This is a genomic window from Embleya sp. NPDC127516 (assembly GCF_044765325.1).
Classification (GTDB): Bacteria; Actinomycetota; Actinomycetes; order Streptomycetales; family Streptomycetaceae; genus Embleya.
On record NZ_JBIWJT010000007.1, the window covers coordinates 180,632 to 200,313 of the forward strand.

The following is a 19,682-nucleotide window of genomic DNA, read 5'->3' on the forward strand; positions in this document are numbered from 1 at the left end:
GCCGTCCTTCGGCCCGACCCGTGATCCGCAGGCCCCCGGTGCGCCCCGCGCCACCGCGTACCGGGGGACCGCCACGAGGAAGCAGTTCCATGAACACATCCCTGCGCGCCGGACGCCGGCGCCGGAAGACCACCGCCGCGCTGTTCCTGACCCCGTTCTACGCGCTGTTCATCGCCACCATGGTCGTGCCGATCGGCTACGCGATCTGGCTCAGCCTGTTCACCGAGAAGACCTCGGGACTGGGCTTCGGCGGCACCAGACGTGTGTTCAGCGGCTTCGGCAACTACGCCGACGCGCTCGGCGACGAGAAGTTCCGCGACGGCTTCGTCGCGATCGGGCTGTACTGCCTCCTCTACATCCCGGTGATGGTCGGCACCGCGCTCGCGCTGGCCCTGCTGCTGGACTCGGCGCTGGCCCGGGCCCGCCGGTTCTTCCAACTCGCGCTGTTCCTGCCGCACGCGGTCCCGGGCATCATCGCCGCGTTGATCTGGGTCTACCTCTACACACCGGGCCTGAGCCCGGTTATCGAACTGCTCGAATCCGGCGGCATCCACTGGGACTTCCTGGCCTCGGACACCGCGCTGTTCTCGATCGTCAACATCGCCACGTGGGAGTGGATCGGCTACAACATGATCATCTTCTACGCCGCGCTCCAGGCGATCCCGCGCGAGGTGGTCGAGGCGGCCACGGTGGACGGCGCGGGACCGGTGCGCATCGCGGTCTCGGTGAAGATCCCGATGATCCGCGCCGCCGTCGCGATGACGATGTTGTTCACCATCATCGGCTCACTGCAACTGTTCACCGAGCCGTCCATCCTCAGCGACGCCAACCCCGCCGTGGGCAGCTCGTGGACACCCAACATGTACGCCTACTCGGCCGCCTTCCGCGCCAACGACTTCGGCCTCGCGGCGGCGGCATCGGTGCTGCTCGCCGTCTTCGCCGCGGCACTGTCGTTCGGCGTCACCCGCCTGTCGTCCGGACGGAGGACCGCATGAGCACCACCGTGCAACAACCGGACGGGGCCGCGGCCCCCGCTCCCGCGCCGACCCGTACACCCGCGGCCAAGCCCATCCGCCGCCCACGCGCCAAGGGCCGCGCCACCGAGGCGCTGATGGGCAAGGTCGCCGTCAACGGCGCCCTGGTGCTGGTCACGCTCTACATGATGTTGCCGCTGGCCTGGCTGCTGATCGCGGCGACCAAGGACATGGGCGGCCTGTTCGGCGGCGACGGCTTCGCGTTCGAGGGGTTCCACTTCACCGAGAACGTCAAGGCCGTCAGCACCGAGGGCGACGGCATCTACTGGCACTGGTATCTCAACAGCCTGCTCTACGCCGGCGTCGGCGCGGGGCTCGGCTCGTTCATCAGCGTGCTCGCCGGCTACGCGTTCGACAAATTCGACTTCCCCGGCAAGGAGAAGTTGTTCGGCGGCGTGCTGTTGGGCGTGCTCGTACCCACCACCGCCGTCGCGCTGCCGCTGTATCTGCTCGCGTCCAAGGTGGGCCTGGTCAACACCTTCTGGGCGGTGTTCATCCCGGTCATCGTCAACCCGTTCGGGGTCTACCTGGCCCGGGTGTTCAGCGCCGGATACGTCCCCGGCGAGGTGCTCGAAGCCGCCCGGATGGACGGCGCCGGCGAGATCCGGACCTTCTTCGGCGTCGCGATGCCGATGATGATGCCGGGCTTCGTGACCATCTTCCTGTTCCAGTTCACCGCGATCTGGAACAACTTCTTCCTGCCCCTGGTGATGCTCTCCGACCAAAAGCTCTACCCGGTCAGCCTGGGCCTGTACTCGTGGAATACCAACGCGCACGCCTTCCCCGAGTTCTATCCGCTGGTGATCACCGGATCGCTGATGGCCGTGGTTCCGCTGGTCGTCGCGTTCGTCTCGCTCCAGCGCCACTGGCGCTCGGGGCTCTCCGCGGGGAGCGTCAAGTGAGCGACGGCACCACCCGATTCGAGTCCGCCGGCGGTACGGGCGCGCCGCGCCGGCACCGGCCGCGACTGCTGCTCGCGATGGACCCCTCCGTGGCCACGCGCATCCTCGACGGCGAGGCGCGGGCCCGGCTGAGCACGCTGGCCGACGTCGATCTCGACCTGATCGCCGCCGACTTCGACACGCCGGCCGTGGCCGCCGCGCTGGCCGAGGCGGAAGTACTGTTCACCTGCTGGGGCAGCGCGCCCTTGGACGCGGCGGTACTGGCCCGGGCCCCGAGACTGCGCGCGGTGGTGCACGCGGCCGGTTCGGTCAAGCACCACCTCACCGACGCCGCCTGGGAGCGCGGCCTGGCCGTCTCCTCGGGAGCCTCGGCGAACGCGCTGCCGGTGGCCGAGTACACGGTCGCCGCGGTGTTGTTCGCCAACAAGAAGGTGCTGCGGATCCGGGACGCGTACCGCGCCGAGCGGCGACTCGTCGATTGGGACGCGCGTTTCCCGGGATTCGGCAACTACCGGCGCACCATCGGCATCGTCGGGGCCTCGCGGATCGGTCGCCGGGTGCTCGAACTGCTCCGCCCGTTCGACTTCGAACTGCTGCTGCACGACCCGTACGTGAGCGCCGAGCAGGCCCAGGCACTGGGCGCGCGTCGGGTGGACCTGGACGAACTGGTCGAGCGCTCGGACGTGGTCAGCGTGCACGCGCCCGAACTGGAGTCCACCCGGCACCTCCTGGACCGTCGCCGACTGGCGCTGATGCGGGACGGCGCGACGCTGATCAACACCGCGCGGGGCTCGCTCGTGGACCAGGACGCGCTCACCGAGGAACTGGTGGCCGGTCGCCTCGACGCGGTCATCGACGTCACCGAGCCGGACGTCCTCCCCGCCGCCTCCCCGCTGTACGACCTGCCCAACGTGCTCCTGACCCCACACATCGCCGGCTCCCTGGGCGGCGAACTCCGCCGCATGGTCGCCCTGGCCCTCGACGAACTCGACCGCTACACCAGGGGCCTCCCCTTCACCCACGCGGTAGAACCAGCCACCCTCACCCACTCGGCCTAACAGGCCCACGAACGCCGGCCGAACGCACCTCCCACCCCGGCCGGCGTTCGGGACCACCCAAGGCCACCGATTCACAAGACATGGCCAACCCCAGCCCGACCGGCGTTCGGGGCCCCGAGGCCCCCGATTCGCGAGATCCGGCCACATCCAGCCAGGCCGGTGTTTGCGGCCACCTGAAGCAATCGACCCGCGAAGTCCGTCGAAAGACGCAGCTCGGCGAGTATTCACGGCCACGCGAAACAACCGAGCCGGCAGGTCCGCCGAAACCTCAACCCGGCGTCCGCGGCCCCCGATTCGCGAGATCCGGCCACATCCAGCCCGGCCGGCGTTCGAGGCCACCTGAGACAACCGAGCCGCGAGGCCCGCCGAAAGAGATTCAGCCCGGCCGGCGTTTGAGGCCAACGCAGCCCGACCGATGCCGAACGTCGGCCGAAACGAAGCCGTCGGGGACCTTGCCCACACAACTTCCGGCCCCAGCCGGAGGCACCTGCACGACCCCCCAGACCGGAGGTCACATGCACGGCACCAGACCCCTGACCCTCGCCTTCTCGGCGACCCTCCTGGCCACCACGATCGGCCTGGTCTCGGCCCAAACCGCGAGCGCCACGGCCACAACCGCGCCCACGGCCACAACCGCGCCCACGGCCACGTACGTGGATTGCGGCGTCGGCCGACCGAACGCCACTGGGACCTCGCCCGACGACCCCCTCGGCGACCTGACCCTCGTCAACACCCGCACCCACCAACCCGGCGACCGCATCCTCCTGCGCGCCGGCACCCTGTGCACCGGAACCCTCACCCCGAAAGGCTCGGGCACCCCGGGCCACCCCATCACCATCGGCGCCTACGGCGAAGGCCCGCGTCCCGTGGTCCAAGGCACGGGCGGCCCCTCCACCGTGCGCCTGGTCGACCAGAGCTGGTGGACCGTCCAGGGCCTGCACGTGACCAACCCGGCGCCGACCCAGGCCCTCCTTACCGGCGTCCAGATCGACACCACCACCCCCGACCGCAAGTACGGGATCGTGCTGCGCGACCTGGAGGTCTCCGACGTCGCCGGCTGGAGCGACAAGACCGGCGCCAACGCGGGCTGGTTCTCCGCCTCGGCCGGCATCGTCGTGCTCGGCCGGGCGAGCGCCGGACCGATCGAGAGCCTCACGATCGCCGACAACCAGGTGCACGACACCGGTGGCGGCGGCATCAAGATCTCGGTCAAGCCCGCCGACTTCCACCGCGACGTCCTGATCCGGGCGAACACCGTCCGCGGCGTGGGCGGCGACGGGATCGTGGTGCACGGCTCGGACGCACCGCTGGTCGAGTACAACCTCTTCGACGACGGTGGCGGCGGCAAGTACCCGTACGTCAACGGCAACTTCGCCGGGATGTGGCCGATCAACTCGCGCGACCCGGTGTTCCAGTACAACGAGGTCACCCGGCAGCGGCCCTCCATCTTCGACTCCACCGCGTGGGACTGCGACGGGGCGATCACCGGCTCGTGCACTTACCAGTACAACTACTCGCACGACAACGGCGGTGGCTTCTACCTCGGTTGCCAGAACTGCACCGCGTTCGGAAACTTCCACGCCACCCAGATCCTGCGCTTCAACATCGCCCAGGACGACTGCCGGATCCGGGCCAACGCGTCCGGCGACAACACCAGCCCGCTGCGGATGTACAACAACACGTTCTTCTGCCCGAGCAAGAAGCTGGACGTCGAACTGCCCAACGGCCCCTCGGCGAACACGCTCGTCGCCAACAACGTGTTCGTGGCCGGTCAGGGCGCGCTGCCCACCGGGGCGGGCGTCAGCTACCAGGCCAACGTCTACCACGGCGGCTTCACCGCGCCGACCGGTGACACCTCGGCGGTGACCACCGATCCCGGCCTGGCCGCACCCGGTACCGCGACCGGCCGCGGCGACGCGGGCGGCTACGCGCTGCTCGCCGGATCTCCCGCGCTGGGCACCGGAATCGCGATAGCCGGCATCGGCTCGCGCGACTACTTCGGCAACCCCGTCGCGGCCGGCGGGGCGGGCGTCAACCGGGGCGCGTACAACGGCGCCGCAGTGAGCGCGCCGCTGTATCCGTCGATCGCCGCCGCGTACAACAACGTCGGAGTCGGCGACGACGCCAACCCCAACACCGGCGGCCTCGGGCTCTCCGGGCGCAGCTACTCCGGACCCGCGCTGGCGGCGGCCGGATACGTCCCGGGAGGTAGGGTCACCGCGGGCGGCGCCGCGTTCACGTGGCACCCCCGTGCCTACGGCCTGCCGGACAACGTCAAGGTCGCCGGCCAGCGGATCGCGCTGACCGGCAGCGGCAGCCGCCTGGTGGTGCTGGGCGCGGGCGCCTACGGCGCGCAGAGCGGCACGGTCACCGTCACCTACACCGACGGCACGTCGACGACGGCGACGCTCGCCCTCGGCGACTGGTGGAGCACCGCGGCGGGCCCCTCCGACCAGGTCGCGGTCCGGGCCGCCTATCACCACAAGCCGCAGACCGACTACCGCAATCCGGCCACGGCACGTTCCGAGGAGGACGTCACGGTACGCGTCGCGTCGCTCGCCATCGACCCCGGGCGGACCGTGGCGTCGGTGACGCTGCCGGCGGGCAGTCCGATCGCGGGACCCGGACTGCACGTGTTCGACCTGAAGGTCGTCTGATGTCCCGCCGGGGACGGGCCGTACGGCCACCACGCGGGACCGGGTCGCGGACGAGCGACGTACGTCGTCGTCGGCGACGCGGGCTCGGCCGGCCCGCCGTAATCGCCGCGTCGCTCGCGGTCGCGGTGGTGGGCATCCTGGTGGCCCTGCTCGGCCCGTCCCCGGCATCCGGACGGGCGACACCCGACCGCAACCCCGCTCCCGCTCCGGGCTCGGCCTTGCCGGCCGCCGTCGTGGATCGGGCCGTCGTGGTCGCGACGGTGGACGAAGTACCGCTTACCGCCGGTGAGTTGCGTCGGGCCGTGGTGCGGTTGCGGGCCGAGGTGGTGGCGGAGTTCCCGATCGCCGGTGCGCGTGCCGATTATTGGCGTACCCCGATCGTGGGTCGCACGCCGCACGAGGTGCTGCGGGAGCGGTCCTTGCGCGCGGCCGTCGGGGAAGCGGTGCTGCGCCGCTGGGCCCGGCAGGCCGGTGTGTCGACCGACCCGTCCGAGGCGGGCTTCCGGGCCCGCCTGGACGCCGAGAACGCCCGCCGCGCGGCGGCCCGGGCTCAGGGGCGCCCGATGCCGGGTGTACCGAGCTATGACGAGGACGGCTTCGCCCGCAACGAGGTGGCCGAACTCTCCGCCTCGCTACGGGAATCGCTCGCCGGCCAGGTGGACCTGTCCGAATCCCGGCTGCGCGAGCGATACGCCGAACTGCTCGCCGCCGCTTCGCCGTCGGCCGGGGCACCGGCCTTCGACCAGGCTCGCGATCGCCTTCGACTCGACCTTCTGTCGGCCGCGTTCGACCGCGAACTGGCGCGACGGGTGGCCGCCGCCCGAGTCGTGCCGCTGCCGACCGCCGACACGGTGATTCGCGCGGCCGAGTAGGCGGGTGGCCTCGATGCGTGCGGTGGTGGTGCCGTCGGTGCGTGATCCGAACGGCACCACCGGGCCCTGCCCGGCTCGGGGCCACCGGGTTTCCGGGTCGGCCCTATGCCGGTGGCGCGGGGCTCTCGGTGTGCGTGGCGTCCTTCGCGGCGGTGAAGGTCACGTCGTCGGCGTGGGCGATGATCTCGACCTCGTCGCCCAGGGCCCATTCGGCCACCCGCGAGACCATGTGGGCCGGGACCGCCTCGCTGATGCCGGGCGCGGCGGGGATGTCGTACGTGGCGTGGGCGTCGTGTGGCAGCACCACCCGGTGGTCGCGTTCCAGCGCCGCGCGTGCGGTGGCGCCGACGCACATCTCCGACATCACTCCGCATACGGCCAGGTCCGTGACGCCGGCGCGGGTCAGCAGGTCCTCCAGTGGTGTGCCGTCGAAGCCGTCGTCCTCGGTCTTGCGCACCACGAACTCGCGGGGACCGGGCCGTACCGGAAGGCGCAACTCCCAGCCGGGGGTGCCGACTTCGTCGTCCGCACCGACCGGCCCGTCGTTTTGCAGGTGCACCACCAGCGCGCCGCCCGCCCGGGCGCGGTCGACCAACGCGGCGGCCCGGTCCACCACCCGCTCCGCCGCGGGTACCGCGCCGGCACCGGTGACGAATGCCATCTGGACGTCGACGACGATCAGGGCCGACACGGGTTCCGTCTTCTCCGTCATGGCACCCCATCCTGCCCGGTGGCCGGTTCGGCCGAACCGATGGGGTCGACGACCGCCGCGGCGCCGCGGACGGGGCGGCCGGGTGCGCGGCGGCTACGCGTCGAAGGCCAGGCCGCGGAACGTGTCGCGGATCGTGTTCAGTGGTTCGCGTTCGCGGGAGTAGTAGACCTTGTTGGTGAGCAGGACCGCCCAGCGGTGTCGTTTCGCGGAGACCCACATGGCGGTACCGGTGAAGCCGTAGTGGGTGTAGATGCCTTCGGTCGGGTGTGTACCGGGGGCGGGGTGCCAGAACAGGCCCCGGGCGGGTTCGAGGTCTCCGGTGTGGACGGCGAGCGATTCGGCGACCCAGGCGGGGCCGAATCCGGGTTCGGCTCCGCCGGCGGCCGAGGGCGCGCCGAGCAGTCGACGGAGGAAGCGGGCCAGGTCGTCCCGGACGGTGAAGGCACCCGCGACGCCGCAGACGCCGCCGAGCAGGCGCGCGGACGGGTCGTGCACCGTGCCCCGGAGCCGGACCCCGGTGGCCGGATCGGGCTCGGTGGGCGCGCAGCGGGCGGCGAGTGCGGTCGGGAGCGGGCCGAACCGGGTGTCGCGCATCTCGAGCGGTCGCCAGATCCGGGACGTGGCGACTCGGTCGAGCGGTCGGCCGGCGAGGTGTTCGACGAGGTAGCCGAGGATGAGCGCGGCCCGATCGGTGTACTCGACGGCCTCACCGGCCGGCCGGTGCAGGACCTCGCCCAGTACGCCGGCGCGGATGTGCCCGGGTTCGGTGCCGTAGTGGCTCGCCAGGTCGGCGTGCGGCGGGACGCCCGCGGTGTGGGTGAGGAGTTCGCGCGCGGTGACGGTGCCGAGCGGCCGGTCGTCCACCTCCGACCAGTAGGTGGCGAGCGGAGCGTCCAGGGGCAGGACGCCGTCCTCCCACAGGGCGCCGACACAGGCCCAGGCGGCGATGATCTTGGTCAGGCTGGCCGCGTCGAAGATCGTGTCCGGGGCCGGCAGCCGCCGGTCGCCGGCGGCGGTGGGCCCGAGCGGGTCGAGGGTGCCGGTGGCGCCGGCCGCCCGGGTTCCCTCGGTGTCGCCGAGGGCCCACACCGCGCCGGGGTAGACCCGCTCCCGGACGCCGGTGCCCACCAGACGTTCGATGGCGGCGATGTCGGTGTTGCCGGGTGCCATCGTCCTCTCGCCTCCCTGTCCCGCTTCGGCGCGCCGCCGGGTGTGGTCGCGTCGATGGTGTGTACCCCGGGCGGGGGCGGTCGGTGCGGTGATCCTGTGGGCACGCCCTTCGCCGGCGTGTGCGGACTCCGCCGATCCGGTGGTCCTCGACGAGCCCGCCCGCCCGTGAGTTGCCGGTCGTCGCGCTTCGGGGTCCGTGGTTGCCGGACCTTTCGCGGGCGGCCTTCGTCGGCGCCTGCCGTCAGCGGATGTCCGGGATGCCGAGGTGGACGGTCACCGCGGTGAGGACCGTGACCGACGTGCCGGCGGGGTCGGTACGCAGTGCCTTGCCGTGGTTCCGCGAGTCCGGGGTCTTGGTTCTGGTGAAGGTCGGGAGCAGGCCGGCGGCCTGGATCCTGGTTCGCGCGTCCTCCTCGCTCGGGCCCGCCACCGGCGGGACCGGCGTCTTGGCGTCCCGGACCCGGTGATCGGCCGACCCCGGATTCCCCGGTGGGCCGGCGGACTGCCCGGGGTGACGTGGCCGCGGTGCCGACCGGTTCCGCGCGGGGGTCGGTTCGCCCGGGTTCGAGGGAAGGTCCCAACCGGACGACCGGTGCCGGGTGGCGGAGCGGGTCTACTCGTTCGCGGTCGAGCCCGTGGCCCCGTCGGCCCCGTCGCCGTGCGGGGAGTGCGATGGCGCGGGGTGGTCCGACTCGACGAGAGCGCCGATCACCCGGTCCAGGGTGGCCAGATCGGCCGGCGCGAGGTCGCGCAGGGACTCGGGGGGCTCGTCCAGGATGCCGCGCGCGATGCGGGCCAGGCGCAGACCCTCCGGGGTGGCGGTGAGCATGCGCTGGCGGCGGTCGTCGGGGTGCACGGTGCGTTCGATCAGGCCGCGGCGTTCGAGATCGTCGACGACCAGCGTCGTGTAGGGCTTGTCGGTGGACAGCCGTGCGGCCAGTTCGCGCATGGACATCGGACCGGCGGCCACCCGGCGCAGCGCCTTGACACGGACGAAGCTCAGCCCGGTGGCCTCGGTGACCTCGCGACGGCGGTCGTGGCGTTCCACGACCAGGGCGCGCATCCCGATCCAGACCCGTGCCGCGGCGTCGGCGGGGGTGTCGCTCGCGGTGTCGCGCGCGGGGGAAGCGTTCATTGCCTCACGTCCGTCGTATCGCGTGCCTGGGCGGGCGCGGCCGCGGGCATCAGTTCCGCGCCCGTGCGCTCGGCCGTGCGCCGGGCCCAGCGGCCCGTGGTGAGCATACCGAGGCCCGCGACGGCGACGCCGCAGCCCAGCACGATCCACCACCCGGTGTGCGTGGCGGCGGCCAGGCCGGCAGCGCCGGGGGCGGCCAGGACGGACGCCATCGTGGCGCCGACCACCGCGACTCCGAAGGCCTGGCCGACCTGGCGACTGGTGGACGCGATCGCGGCGGCGACGCCGGCCTGGGCGCGCGGCATCCCGGACACCGCGGTGTTCGTGATCGGCGCGTTCACCAGTCCGAATCCACTGCCGAACAGGGCGTAGGCGGTGATCAATCGAGCGGTGGAGGTGTCCTCGCCGAGTCCGACCAGCAGTCCGGCACCGGCCGCCATCGCGAGGCCGGCGGCGATCAGCGGTAGGCGCGGGCCCACCAGGGTGAGCAGGCGCCCGGAGATCGGCGAGAACACGACGGTCGCCAACGCCATCGGCAGCGTGTGCAGACCGGCCTCGGTCGGCGAGAAGCCGCGTGCGTCCTGGAGGTAGAGCGTGTTCAGGAAGAGGAATCCGGACATCGCCGCGAACGCGCACACCGCGATCACGGTCGCGCCGGCGAACGGCACGCTGCGGAAGAAGCGCAGGTCGATCAGGGGTTCCGTGCGCCGGGGTGCCCAGCGGAGCAGGCCCGCCACGCAGCCGGCGGCGAGGGTGAACAGCGCGATGATCGGGGGCGAGGACCAGCCCGCCTCGGGGCCTTCGATGATCGCGTAGGTCAGGGACAGCAGGAACGCGAACACCAGTACCTGGCTGACCGGGTCTGCGCGCCTGGGGTGCGCCGCCTTGGACTCGGGGACGAACAGCGCGGTGAGGACGATCGCGGCGAGCGCGACGGGCAGGTTGATCCAGAACACCGAGCGCCAGCCGGCCGCGTCGACCAGGGCGCCGCCCACGATCGGACCCAGTGCCATCGCCACCCCGACCACCGCGCCCCACACGCCGATCGCGCGGGCGCGTTCGCGGGGCTCGGTGAAGGTGTTGGTGACGATCGACATCGCGACGGGGGTGAGCATCGACCCGCCGACGGCCTGCACCACCCGGAACACGATCAGCCACTCGAGACCGGGGGCCAGGCCGCACAGCAGCGAGCCCACGGCGAAGAGCACGAGTCCGGTCTGGAAGACCCGGCGCCGGCCGATGCGATCGGCGGTCGAGCCGGCGAGCATGAGCAGTGCGGCGAGCACGAGCGTGTAGGCGTCGATGGTCCATTGCAGTTGGGACACCGAGGCGTCCAGGTCGCTGCGGATCGCGGGCAGGGCGATGTTCAGGATGGTGTTGTCGAGGCCGACGATGAACAGGCTCAGACAACAGGTCACCAGGACTACGAGCTTCCTGCGCCGACCGACCGACCCGTCGCCGCCGCCTCCGGATCCGGCCGTGCTCTCGGCGGAGGACATGGACCAACCCCAATCGTTATAGCAATACAATCATTACTGTTGTACAACCAAATGAAGCGGGTGGTCAACCGATGGTCGATTCCCCCCACGCCTCGATTCCGGGTCGGGGGAGCGTGTCGTCGTCGGGTCGGTTTGCCGGGTGCGGGCGTTGACAGGGCGCCGGCAGGAGAGGTGAACGGGGCGGAACCCCCGTGGCGTCACTCCGGTGGTGGCCCGGCTGCCGGCACTGACCGAGACCGAGGGCCTGTTCGGGAGACGGATCGCGGCCCGACCCCGCCCGCGCCGGGCGATGTGACCTTCGACCCGACGTGCGACGCGTGTCCGCCGGGGTGGCCGGGTGGACGCTCGCGCGCGGGTGGCGGGCGGTTACGCGCGGGTGGCGAGCCGCTCGTCGCCGGCCGGTACGTCCCGATCCGGCCCGGTCGGCCGAATCGCACGGGTCGGCGGCGGATCGGGCCGGGCCGAGGGTGCCGCGGCGGCCGTTTCCCGGGCGATGAAGGAGCCGAGTTCGGCGATCGTGCTCATCAACGGCGCGGGGAAGACGACGGTGGTGTTCTTGTCCACGCCGAGCTCGACCAGGCTCTGCAGGTTGCGCAGTTGCAGGGCGAGCGGGTGGGCCGTCATGGTGTCCGACGCGTCGCCCAGCGCTGCCGCCGCGAGCGACTCGCCCTCGGCGTTGATGATCTTCGCGCGCTTCTCCCGCTCCGCCTCGGCCTGTTTGGCCATCGCGCGCTTCATCGTCTCCGGCAGTTGGATGTCCTTGAGTTCGACGAGGGTGACCTGGACGCCCCACTCGGCCGTGGTCACGTCGAGGATCCGCCGGATGTCGAGGTTGATCGTGTCGGTCTCGGACAACGTGTCGTCGAGCGTGTGCCGGCCGACCACCTTGCGCAGGGTGGTCTGCGCGATCTGGTCGATGGCCGCGTGCACGTTCTCGATCGCGACCACGGATTTCACCGCGTCCACGACCCGGAAATAGGCGACGGCCGACACGTCGACGCTGACGTTGTCGCGGGTGATGATGCCCTGCGACTGGATCGGCTTGGTGATGATCCGCAGCGACACCCGGTGCAGGATGTCGACGAACGGAATGATCAGGTGGAATCCGGGCGCCCGGACTCCCCTGACCCGGCCGAGCCGGAACAGCACGCCCAGCTCGTACTGCTTGACGATCTTCACGGCGAAGCCGAACCACAGCAGGAGGAGAACCGCCAGAACGACGCCCAGAATGATCAGGATGGCCACGATGCGCCTCGGTTGCTCGGTCGTTCGTATGGCGCACCCCGACCCGGCGGCGCCGATCCGAGGGCGCGCCTTCAAGTGTTGCGCGGCCGCCACCGTGCCCGAATCACCCACCGCTCGGGCCTTCGCCGACCCGTCGGGACCGCTCCGGTCCGTCCTCGAACCGCTTTTCACGATGCGTGTGCCGAAGGGCCGTCACACTTTCCCGGCGGGGTCCGTGAAGGCTGTGTCGAGCACATCGGGACAGCCGGAAGCCGGACGGTCGGCGGGTCGGCGGGTCGGCGGGTCGTTCGTGCTCGGCTGCGGGGTCGCTGGACTCAGGCGGCGGGTGCCCGGCGGGTGTTCCAGATCTCGCGTTCGGCGCCCAGGGGGTCGCGGACGACGCGCGGGGTGGTGTCCCACACCATTGTGTGGCGGTGCTCGTGGGTGTAGCGCGGCCACTGGGCACCCGGGTCGAGGTCGCGAATGAAGGCCACCCAGGCGCCGTGCATCGCGTCGGCCAGCTTCTGCGGGGCGTCGGGGCCGGTCGCGTTCTCCGCGCCGTCGGCGGCGAGCAGGTCGAAGGCGAACGGCAGGTCGAGGCAGTGGAACGCCTTGCCGCCGAACATCGGCGCGCTGGACAGCCATTCGAACGTGTACAGCCAGGTCGGCCGGTCCTGACCCGCGCGGGCCTCGGCGATCGAGACGGCGGCGCCCCGAAACAGCGTGTCGGTCAGCGCCTGGCCGATCACCTGGGCGGGGGTCGCGCCCTCGTGCAGGGCGAGATACGCCTCGATGCCCTCGGGCGGCAGGCCGACCGAGCCGAGGATGCCCACGGCGGCCTCGATCGGAGCGTTCGGCATGCCGAACTCGGCGGCGGCGTTGAACTCGTGGTGGGTCGCGCCGAGCATCAGCGGCGCGGGTGTAGCCGAGCCGTCGCGGAAGGCCGCGTGTACGTCCTCGGGGACCAACTCGCCGTCGGTGAACGGCGCCAGGAGCAGTCCGGGCAGTGCGGCGGAACCCTCCTCGGGCGCGGTGACCAGGTCCTGCAGCCGTTGCATCTCGTCGTGCGAGACGTCGCGCAGCGCGGCGGCGGTCGCGGGCAGACCGGTGCGGGCGGTGAAGAGTTCGGACACGGCGAGGCCGGCCGCGCGGCTCTGCGGCTCCATCACGGCGCCGGAGACCGAGATCGCGGCCCGGAAGAGGTCGTGCGCGGACGGCGTGACCATCAGCGTCTGTACCGCGCCGCCACCCGCCGACTGACCGGCGATGGTGACCTTGGCCGGGTCGCCGCCGAAGGCCGCGATGTTGTCCCGGACCCAGCGCAGCGCGGCGATCCAGTCCAGCACGCCTCGGTTGTCGGGGGCGCCCTCCAGGTGCAGGAAGCCCTCGATGCCCAGCCGGTAGCCGAGCGAGACCAGGACGACGCCGTCCCGGTTGAACGCACCGCCCTCGTACCAGGGGCTGGCGGCGGAACCGGCCACGAAGCCGCCGCCGTGGATCCAGACCAGGACCGGCAGCCCGGCGTCCGTGTCCGGGCTCGGGTTCGCGCTCGGGTTTGCGCTCGGGTTCGGGGTGAACACGTTGACGCTGAGCACGCCGTCACCGGGGATCGACGGTTCCGGGATGATCGTCGGCCCGTCGCCGAAGCTGCGGCGCTGGGCGGTGGGGCCGTACGCGGTGGCGTCCAGCGGCTCGGTCCACGCCTCGGGGGCGTCGGGCGCGGCGAAGCGCAGGTCGCCGACGGGAGGCTTGGCGTACGGAATGCCCAGGAAGCGGGCGGACCGGCCCTGCCACGAACCCCGGACGGGGCCGAGGGTGGTGGTGACGAGCGGCTGGTTGGACACGGGTTCATCCTTTGCGCGGAGGGGTCGAGCGGCCCACACGGGGGCGAATCCCGAGCGGTCCATGGCCGAGTATCGACCGCGACTCATAAATATTACAAGTCTTGAAAAAAATATGACCGGCCACGCGAGCAAAGAGCCGCGGAGCCGCGGAGCCGCAGAGCCGTTGGGCCACGGTGGCGCCGAGTTGCCGACCCACGGGTCGGTGGGACCGCGGGGCGTCGCCCGACCTCGGCACCATCGGCCCCGATGTCGACCGGAAGCGTCCGGATTCGACTGGGGCAGAATCGTTCGGGTGAACACCCCCGCCCCCGCCCCCACCGACACCGCCGCGGTTCGCCGGCACAATCTCGCCCTCGTGTCGCGTGAGATCGCCGCGCACGGCCCCTGTGCGCGTACCGAGGTCGCGACGGCCACCGGACTCGTGCCCGCCTCGGTCACCGGCTTGGCCGCCGACCTGATCGGGCGTGGTCTGGTGGCCGAGGTGGGCTCCGCGTCCTCCGGGGGGCGGGGTCGGCCGCGCCGGTTGTTGCGCCTGGTGCCGGAACGGGTGGTGGCGATCGCGGTGCAGGTGACCCTGGAGCGGGTCGAGGTGATGGCCGCGGACCTGGCCGGCACCGTGGTGCACCGCGCGTCCGTGCCGCATCACGCGCCGTTCGGCGATCCCGAACCGCCGGCCGCCGTGCTCGCGCGCGAGATCGGCCGGGCCGAAGCGGTGGTGCGCGCCCGACCCGACGTACATCTCGCCCGGGTGGTGATCGCGATGGCGGGGCCGGTGACCGGGCCTGGCCACACCGTTGCCGCCGCGATCGACTTCGGCTGGTCCCGGACCGACCTGCGCGCGCTGGTGCTGGCGCACCTGCCCGACCTCGCCTGCCCGCTCGACGTGGTCAACGACGCGAACGTCGCGGCCCTGGCCGAATACCACGCCCGGGCCGAACCGGGTGGCGAACTCCCGTACGCCGTCGCGTACATCAAGGCCGACACCGGCGTGGGCGGCGGTCTGGTGGTGGACGGCCGCATTCACATCGGTACGCACGGCATGGCCGGCGAAGTCGGCCACATCCCGCTCGCGTTCGATGGCCCCGACTGCCCGTGCGGCGCGCGCGGGTGCCTGGCGATGTACGTCGGGCCCGAGCCGCTGACCGCCGCCGCCGGGCTCGCCGACCTCGCCGCCCGGGACGGGATCGACGCGGCCCTGGCCGAACTCGACCGCCGACTGGCCGCCGGGGACCCGCGGGCGGTCGACGCGCTCGCCGTCGCGGGCCGCGCGGTGGGCGCGGCGGTGCTGGCGATCTCGGGACTCGTGGACCCGGGCGAGGTGATCCTGGGCGGCTACCTGGCGACGTGGAAGGCATGGCTGACCCCCGGGGTCGACGCCACGCTGGCCGGCCGCCGCGCGCTCGCGCCACGCTTGCAACCGGCCATCGTGGCAGGGGTGTTGGGCCCGGACGCGACGCTGCGCGGAGCGCTCCGGATCAGCCGGGAGTCGACCCTGGCCAACGCGGCCGACGTCCCGGCGCTGGGCGACGCGGCCACGACGACCTGACGTCGCCCGCGCGTGCTCTCCGTGCTCTCGCGCCTCGCCGGCGCCCGAAGCCGCTTCCGACCCGCTTCCGACCCGCCTGCGACGCGTTTCCGATTTGCTTCCGATCCGCTTCCGCCCCGCCTCCGGTCCTGCTCCCCCGGCCGTTCACCCTGCTCCGGACGGGTGAACCCACTTCGAGTCGCCCGTGCCGCCCCGCGCCCGAGCCCATGCTGAGCCTGCGGTCGCAACCGGCGGTCCGGGATCGAGAGGGACACGCGTGCGCAAACGCTTCGGAGTCATGGTCGCGGCAGCGTTGTTGGTGGTGGCCGGGGCCGCGCCCGCGTACGCCCGGCCCGCGCTGCCGGACGCCACCGACGGTGCCTACCTGAACGAGATGTTGACCGCGATCAACACCTACCGGAGTCGGCACGGCGCGCCGGCCGTGCGGTTCGACCCGGAGCTGAACGCGTACGCGAAGAATCGCGCGGCGCGGATCTCGGCCTTCGAGGGGCTCTCGGAGGACCATCGCGGGCTGGACCCCGGCACCGGCGAGACGCTCTATTGGGGCGGCGCCACCGCGCCGGGCCCGGTCTCGGCCCGAGCGGCGGCGCGGGCCTGGTACGACGAGGTTGCCGCGTACGACTTCGAGGCCGGCCGATTCAGCGGCGCCACGGGCAACTTCACCCAGTTGGTCTGGAAGGGCAGCACCAGGATCGGCGCGGCCCGCTCCGCCGGTCGCGGCTCGAAATGGTACGAGACCTACATCGTGGTCAACTGGCGGGCACCGGGCAATCTGACGGGCTCCTTCACGCAAAACGTGGCACCGACCCGCTGACGCAAGGGATCGGCGGTACGCCGGTCGGCGGTCCGAGCGCCGGTCGTGGCCGAATTCGTTCGGCAGCCCGAGCGCCTGCGCCGGCCGAATCCCTGCCGATGCGCGTTGTGGCGAAATACCCGCCTCAGGTGGGTTGTTGCCGCGCCATGTGTCATCCTCCCGAGGCCGCGCGCCCGTTCGTCCCGGTCGGCCACAGTGCCGCGCTCGCCGCGAGTGGTGGTAGCAGCGCGACGAGGGCCAGGGCCCGCGCCGGGTCCATCGTCTCGGACAGCGCGCCGACCGCTGCCGCGCCCATCCCGCCGCCGACGAAGTACATCTGGTTGAGCAGTCCGACCGCCCCGCCGCGTACGGCGGGATCGACCAGAGTGGCTACCCGCCCGGTCGTGACGACCTGGCTCACCGCGAAGGCCACGATGCACAGCGACGCGGCCACCACGATCACCGCCGCGCCCGAGCTCAGGCCCACCGCGAGCAGGCCCGCCGAGGCCGCCACCGTGGTCGCCGCGAACAACCCGCGCCCGCGCGATCCCACCGCCCGACGGGCGAGCACGAAGCCGATCAGGCCGCCGGGCAGCAGCGCCGCGCCGACCTGGAGCACGCTCCACCCGTACTCCCGGACCAAGAGTTGCGGCGCCGCGTACATCACCGAGAACAGCGCGCCGAACACGCCGATCCCCATCACCGCCGTGAGCACGATCGTGCGGTCGCCGATCAGCGCGCGCGGCACGAAACCGTGCGGACGGCGCCGGGTCCACCAGGTCAGCGTGCCCAGGGCGAGCGCCGCGCCGGCACCCAGAGCCGAGACCGCGGGCGTGCCCAGGGACAGCGTGGGGGACTGGATCAGCACCAGCGACGTGGTGGCCGTGAGCGCGACCAGTCCGGCACCCACCGCGTCCACCGCGCGGCGCGAACCGGTCCCGGCACGGCGGATCAGCGGCAGGCACAGGGCGATCACCGGCAGGGACAGCGCGGGCAGTACGAGCGTGGCCCGCCAGCCGATCCACTCGGTCACCACGCCACCGACCAGGGTGGCGCCGGCCCCGAAGACCGCCATCGTGCCGCCGAAGCCGCCCAGGATCCGGGCCCGCCGAGCCGGATCGGCGGCCACCGCGAGCGCCAGTGCCGCGGAGACCATCGCGCCCGAACCGGCCGCCGCCAGGAACCGACCGGCGACCAGGACACCGAGGTTCGGCGCCCCCAGGCACACCGCCATGCCCAGCGCGAGCAGCGCGCCGCCCGCCGACAGCGAGAACCGCACGCCGCGCGCGTCCGCCAGCCGACCGAACACGGCCGTCCCCATGCCGAGCGCGAGCGCGTGCGCGGTCAGCACCCAGCCGACGGTCGTCGGCCCGGCGTCCAGCGCGCGACCCACGTCCGGCAGCGCGACCCCGGCCGAGGTGACCCCGAACACCGAGGGCCCGCCGAGCAGTCCGAGCCGGATCCCCTCCCCGCGAATCGCACCGGGCTCCGCTGCCGTCCGGATCGGCACCGGCCCCGCTTGCCCGGCACTCCCGTCCGGCGCCGCCTGCCTCGTCGTCACGACCGTGCTCCTCGTCCGCGATGCCGCCGGGGTGTCCTCGACCATCGAGCCCCGGGCACCGACCCGGGCCACTCTCGGCCCGCGCCCGGCCGCCGCCCATCCCTCACCTGGGGGATGGGCGCGTGCGGCCGGGACGCGCAGGATCGACGACGTCCGCATCGATCCGGCCGAGGAGTACGCGTCATGCAAGCCGTCATCGCCACCGCATACGGTGGTCCCGAGGTACTGACCGCCGTCCACGCCCATCCCGAACCGCGTCCCGGCCCGGGGCAGGTGCTGGTGAACGTGGCCGCGAGCGGGGTCAACTTCATCGACATCAGCCAGCGCCGCGGTGTGTTCGCCGTACCCACGCCGTTCGTCCCCGGCGTCGAGGGCGCCGGTACGGTCGCCGAACTCGGCCCGGACGTGACCGGCGTCGCCGTCGGCGACCGGGTGGCCTGGGCCATGGACGGCTCGGTGACCACCGCGTACGGCGGCTACGCGCAGCGCGCCGTGGTCTCCGCGGATCGTGCGGTGCCGATCCCGGAGGGGCTGAGCGCCGAATCGGCCGCCTCGGTGTTGATGCACGGGATGACCGCGCACTACCTCACCCACGACACCCACCGGATACGCCAAGGCGAGACTGTCGTGGTGCACGCGGCGGCGGGCGGCCTGGGCGGACTGCTCACCCAGTACGCGGTCGCCCGCGGCGCGCGGGTGATCGCGACCGTGTCCGACCCGGCCAAGCATGCCCGGGCCCGCGCGGCCGGGGCCGATCTCGTGTTCGGTTACGACGGGTTCGCCGAGCGGGTGCGCGAGGCCACCGACGGGCGGGGCGCGGACGTGGTGTATGACGGGGTCGGCGCGGCGACCTTCGACGGCGGCCTGGCGAGCCTTCGTACCCGCGGCACCATGGTGCTGCTCGGCGGTGCGAGCGGCCCGGTACGAGACTTCGACACCGGCCGCCTGCTCGGCGCGGGCTCGTTGTACCTGACCCGGCCCGGCATCGCCGACTACCTCCGCGACCGTGCGGAATTGCTCGCCCGGGCGCGCGACGTGTTCGAGCGCACGCTGGCCGGCGCATTGCGGCCGCACGTGGGCGGGCGCTACCCGCTGGCGCAGGCACGTCGGGCACACGAAGACTTGGAGAGCCGGCGGACGACGGGGAAGCTTCTGCTCATTCCCGGGGCTGACGCCTTCGCCGGGGGGTGACCCTGCTGCCCCCTGCTGCCCCTGCCGGAACACCGTCCCGCCACCTGGCCGGGCATCGCCGACTACTTCCGCGACCGTGCGGAATTGCTCGCCCGGGCGCGCGACGTGCTGGAGCGCACGTTGTCCGGCGCGCTGCGGCCGTACGGGGGTGGGCGCTGCCCGCCCGGCGCGGGCGCGTGGTGTGCACGGGGCCCGGGGAGCCCGCGGACGACGGGGAGACTTCTGTTGATGCTCCGGGTCGATGCCGTGGCTGGGGGGTGAGCCCGCCGACGTGCCGGCACGCCGAGCCGCCACCCGGCCGGGCTTCGCCGGCTGTGTCCGTGGCCGCGTGGAATTGCTCGCCGGATGCGCGACGTGTTCGAGCGCACGTTGTCCGGCGCGCGAAGAGCCGGCGGACGACGGGGAAGCTTCTGCCGATTCCCCGGGTTGACGCCTTTGCTGGGCTGACCCGCTGACCCGCTGACCCGCTGACCCGCTGACCCGC

At 72.6% G+C, this 19,682-nt stretch carries 16 protein-coding genes; 8 read left to right on the forward strand and 8 right to left on the reverse strand.

Annotated features, from left to right (window positions below):
* Positions 1–89: 89 nt before the first annotated feature.
* The 5 genes from ACIRL2_RS15945 to ACIRL2_RS15965 all read left to right on the forward strand — a co-directional run bounded on the left by ACIRL2_RS15945 (position 90) and on the right by ACIRL2_RS15965 (position 6,523).
* On the forward strand, positions 90–995 hold the full coding sequence (locus tag ACIRL2_RS15945) for a carbohydrate ABC transporter permease (protein WP_395859251.1): 906 nt from the start codon (positions 90–92) through the stop codon (positions 993–995).
* Positions 992–1,936 carry a carbohydrate ABC transporter permease gene (locus tag ACIRL2_RS15950; protein ID WP_402232536.1) on the forward strand — a complete coding sequence of 315 codons (945 nt, stop codon included), beginning with the start codon at positions 992–994 and terminating at the stop codon, positions 1,934–1,936. The genes ACIRL2_RS15945 and ACIRL2_RS15950 overlap by 4 nt, the downstream gene beginning before the upstream one ends.
* A gap of 77 nt (positions 1,937–2,013) precedes the next feature.
* Positions 2,014–2,994, forward strand: coding sequence for a hydroxyacid dehydrogenase (locus tag ACIRL2_RS15955; RefSeq protein WP_395859336.1), 981 nt, complete (start codon positions 2,014–2,016; stop codon positions 2,992–2,994).
* A 515-nt stretch (positions 2,995–3,509) separates the two neighbouring features.
* Positions 3,510–5,651 carry a right-handed parallel beta-helix repeat-containing protein gene (locus ACIRL2_RS15960; RefSeq protein WP_402232538.1) on the forward strand — a complete coding sequence of 714 codons (2,142 nt, stop codon included), beginning with the start codon at positions 3,510–3,512 and terminating at the stop codon, positions 5,649–5,651.
* Positions 5,651–6,523 (forward strand): hypothetical protein, encoded by an 873-nt coding sequence (locus ACIRL2_RS15965; protein ID WP_402232540.1) that lies wholly within the window; start codon positions 5,651–5,653, stop codon positions 6,521–6,523. Before ACIRL2_RS15960 ends, ACIRL2_RS15965 begins: the two co-directional genes overlap by 1 nt.
* Before the next feature lie 103 nt (positions 6,524–6,626).
* Here ACIRL2_RS15965 and ACIRL2_RS15970 read toward each other — a convergent pair whose 3' ends face one another.
* From ACIRL2_RS15970 to ACIRL2_RS16000, 7 genes are all read right to left on the reverse strand, one after another.
* Positions 6,627–7,235 (reverse strand): isochorismatase family protein, encoded by a 609-nt coding sequence (locus ACIRL2_RS15970; RefSeq protein WP_395859255.1) that lies wholly within the window; start codon positions 7,233–7,235, stop codon positions 6,627–6,629.
* Between the two features lie 93 nt (positions 7,236–7,328).
* On the reverse strand, positions 7,329–8,405 hold the full coding sequence (locus tag ACIRL2_RS15975) for a serine hydrolase domain-containing protein (RefSeq protein ID WP_402232542.1): 1,077 nt from the start codon (positions 8,403–8,405) through the stop codon (positions 7,329–7,331).
* Between the two features lie 241 nt (positions 8,406–8,646).
* Positions 8,647–8,835: a PASTA domain-containing protein gene (locus ACIRL2_RS15980; protein ID WP_395859257.1), complete on the reverse strand. Its 189-nt coding sequence runs from the start codon at positions 8,833–8,835 to the stop codon at positions 8,647–8,649.
* A 183-nt stretch (positions 8,836–9,018) separates the two neighbouring features.
* Positions 9,019–9,540: a MarR family winged helix-turn-helix transcriptional regulator gene (locus ACIRL2_RS15985; protein ID WP_395859258.1), complete on the reverse strand. Its 522-nt coding sequence runs from the start codon at positions 9,538–9,540 to the stop codon at positions 9,019–9,021.
* Positions 9,537–11,039, reverse strand: coding sequence for a DHA2 family efflux MFS transporter permease subunit (locus tag ACIRL2_RS15990; RefSeq protein ID WP_402232545.1), 1,503 nt, complete (start codon positions 11,037–11,039; stop codon positions 9,537–9,539). Before ACIRL2_RS15990 ends, ACIRL2_RS15985 begins: the two co-directional genes overlap by 4 nt.
* Before the next feature lie 366 nt (positions 11,040–11,405).
* Positions 11,406–12,284: a slipin family protein gene (locus ACIRL2_RS15995; RefSeq protein ID WP_402232547.1), complete on the reverse strand. Its 879-nt coding sequence runs from the start codon at positions 12,282–12,284 to the stop codon at positions 11,406–11,408.
* 314 nt (positions 12,285–12,598) lie between these two features.
* Positions 12,599–14,107, reverse strand: a complete 1,509-nt coding sequence (locus ACIRL2_RS16000; protein ID WP_402232549.1) for a carboxylesterase/lipase family protein — start codon at positions 14,105–14,107, stop codon at positions 12,599–12,601.
* A 292-nt stretch (positions 14,108–14,399) separates the two neighbouring features.
* On the opposite strand from ACIRL2_RS16000, the gene ACIRL2_RS16005 reads away from it, so the two are divergent.
* Positions 14,400–15,653 carry an ROK family protein gene (locus ACIRL2_RS16005; RefSeq protein WP_402232551.1) on the forward strand — a complete coding sequence of 418 codons (1,254 nt, stop codon included), beginning with the start codon at positions 14,400–14,402 and terminating at the stop codon, positions 15,651–15,653.
* 256 nt (positions 15,654–15,909) lie between these two features.
* Positions 15,910–16,467 carry a CAP family protein gene (locus tag ACIRL2_RS16010; protein ID WP_395859263.1) on the forward strand — a complete coding sequence of 186 codons (558 nt, stop codon included), beginning with the start codon at positions 15,910–15,912 and terminating at the stop codon, positions 16,465–16,467.
* Positions 16,468–16,618: 151 nt separating this feature from the next.
* Here ACIRL2_RS16010 and ACIRL2_RS16015 read toward each other — a convergent pair whose 3' ends face one another.
* Positions 16,619–18,007: an MFS transporter gene (locus ACIRL2_RS16015; protein WP_395859264.1), complete on the reverse strand. Its 1,389-nt coding sequence runs from the start codon at positions 18,005–18,007 to the stop codon at positions 16,619–16,621.
* Positions 18,008–18,190: 183 nt separating this feature from the next.
* Between ACIRL2_RS16015 and ACIRL2_RS16020 the strand changes: the two genes are divergently transcribed.
* Positions 18,191–19,198 carry a quinone oxidoreductase family protein gene (locus ACIRL2_RS16020; protein ID WP_402232553.1) on the forward strand — a complete coding sequence of 336 codons (1,008 nt, stop codon included), beginning with the start codon at positions 18,191–18,193 and terminating at the stop codon, positions 19,196–19,198.
* Positions 19,199–19,682: the final 484 nt, after the last annotated feature.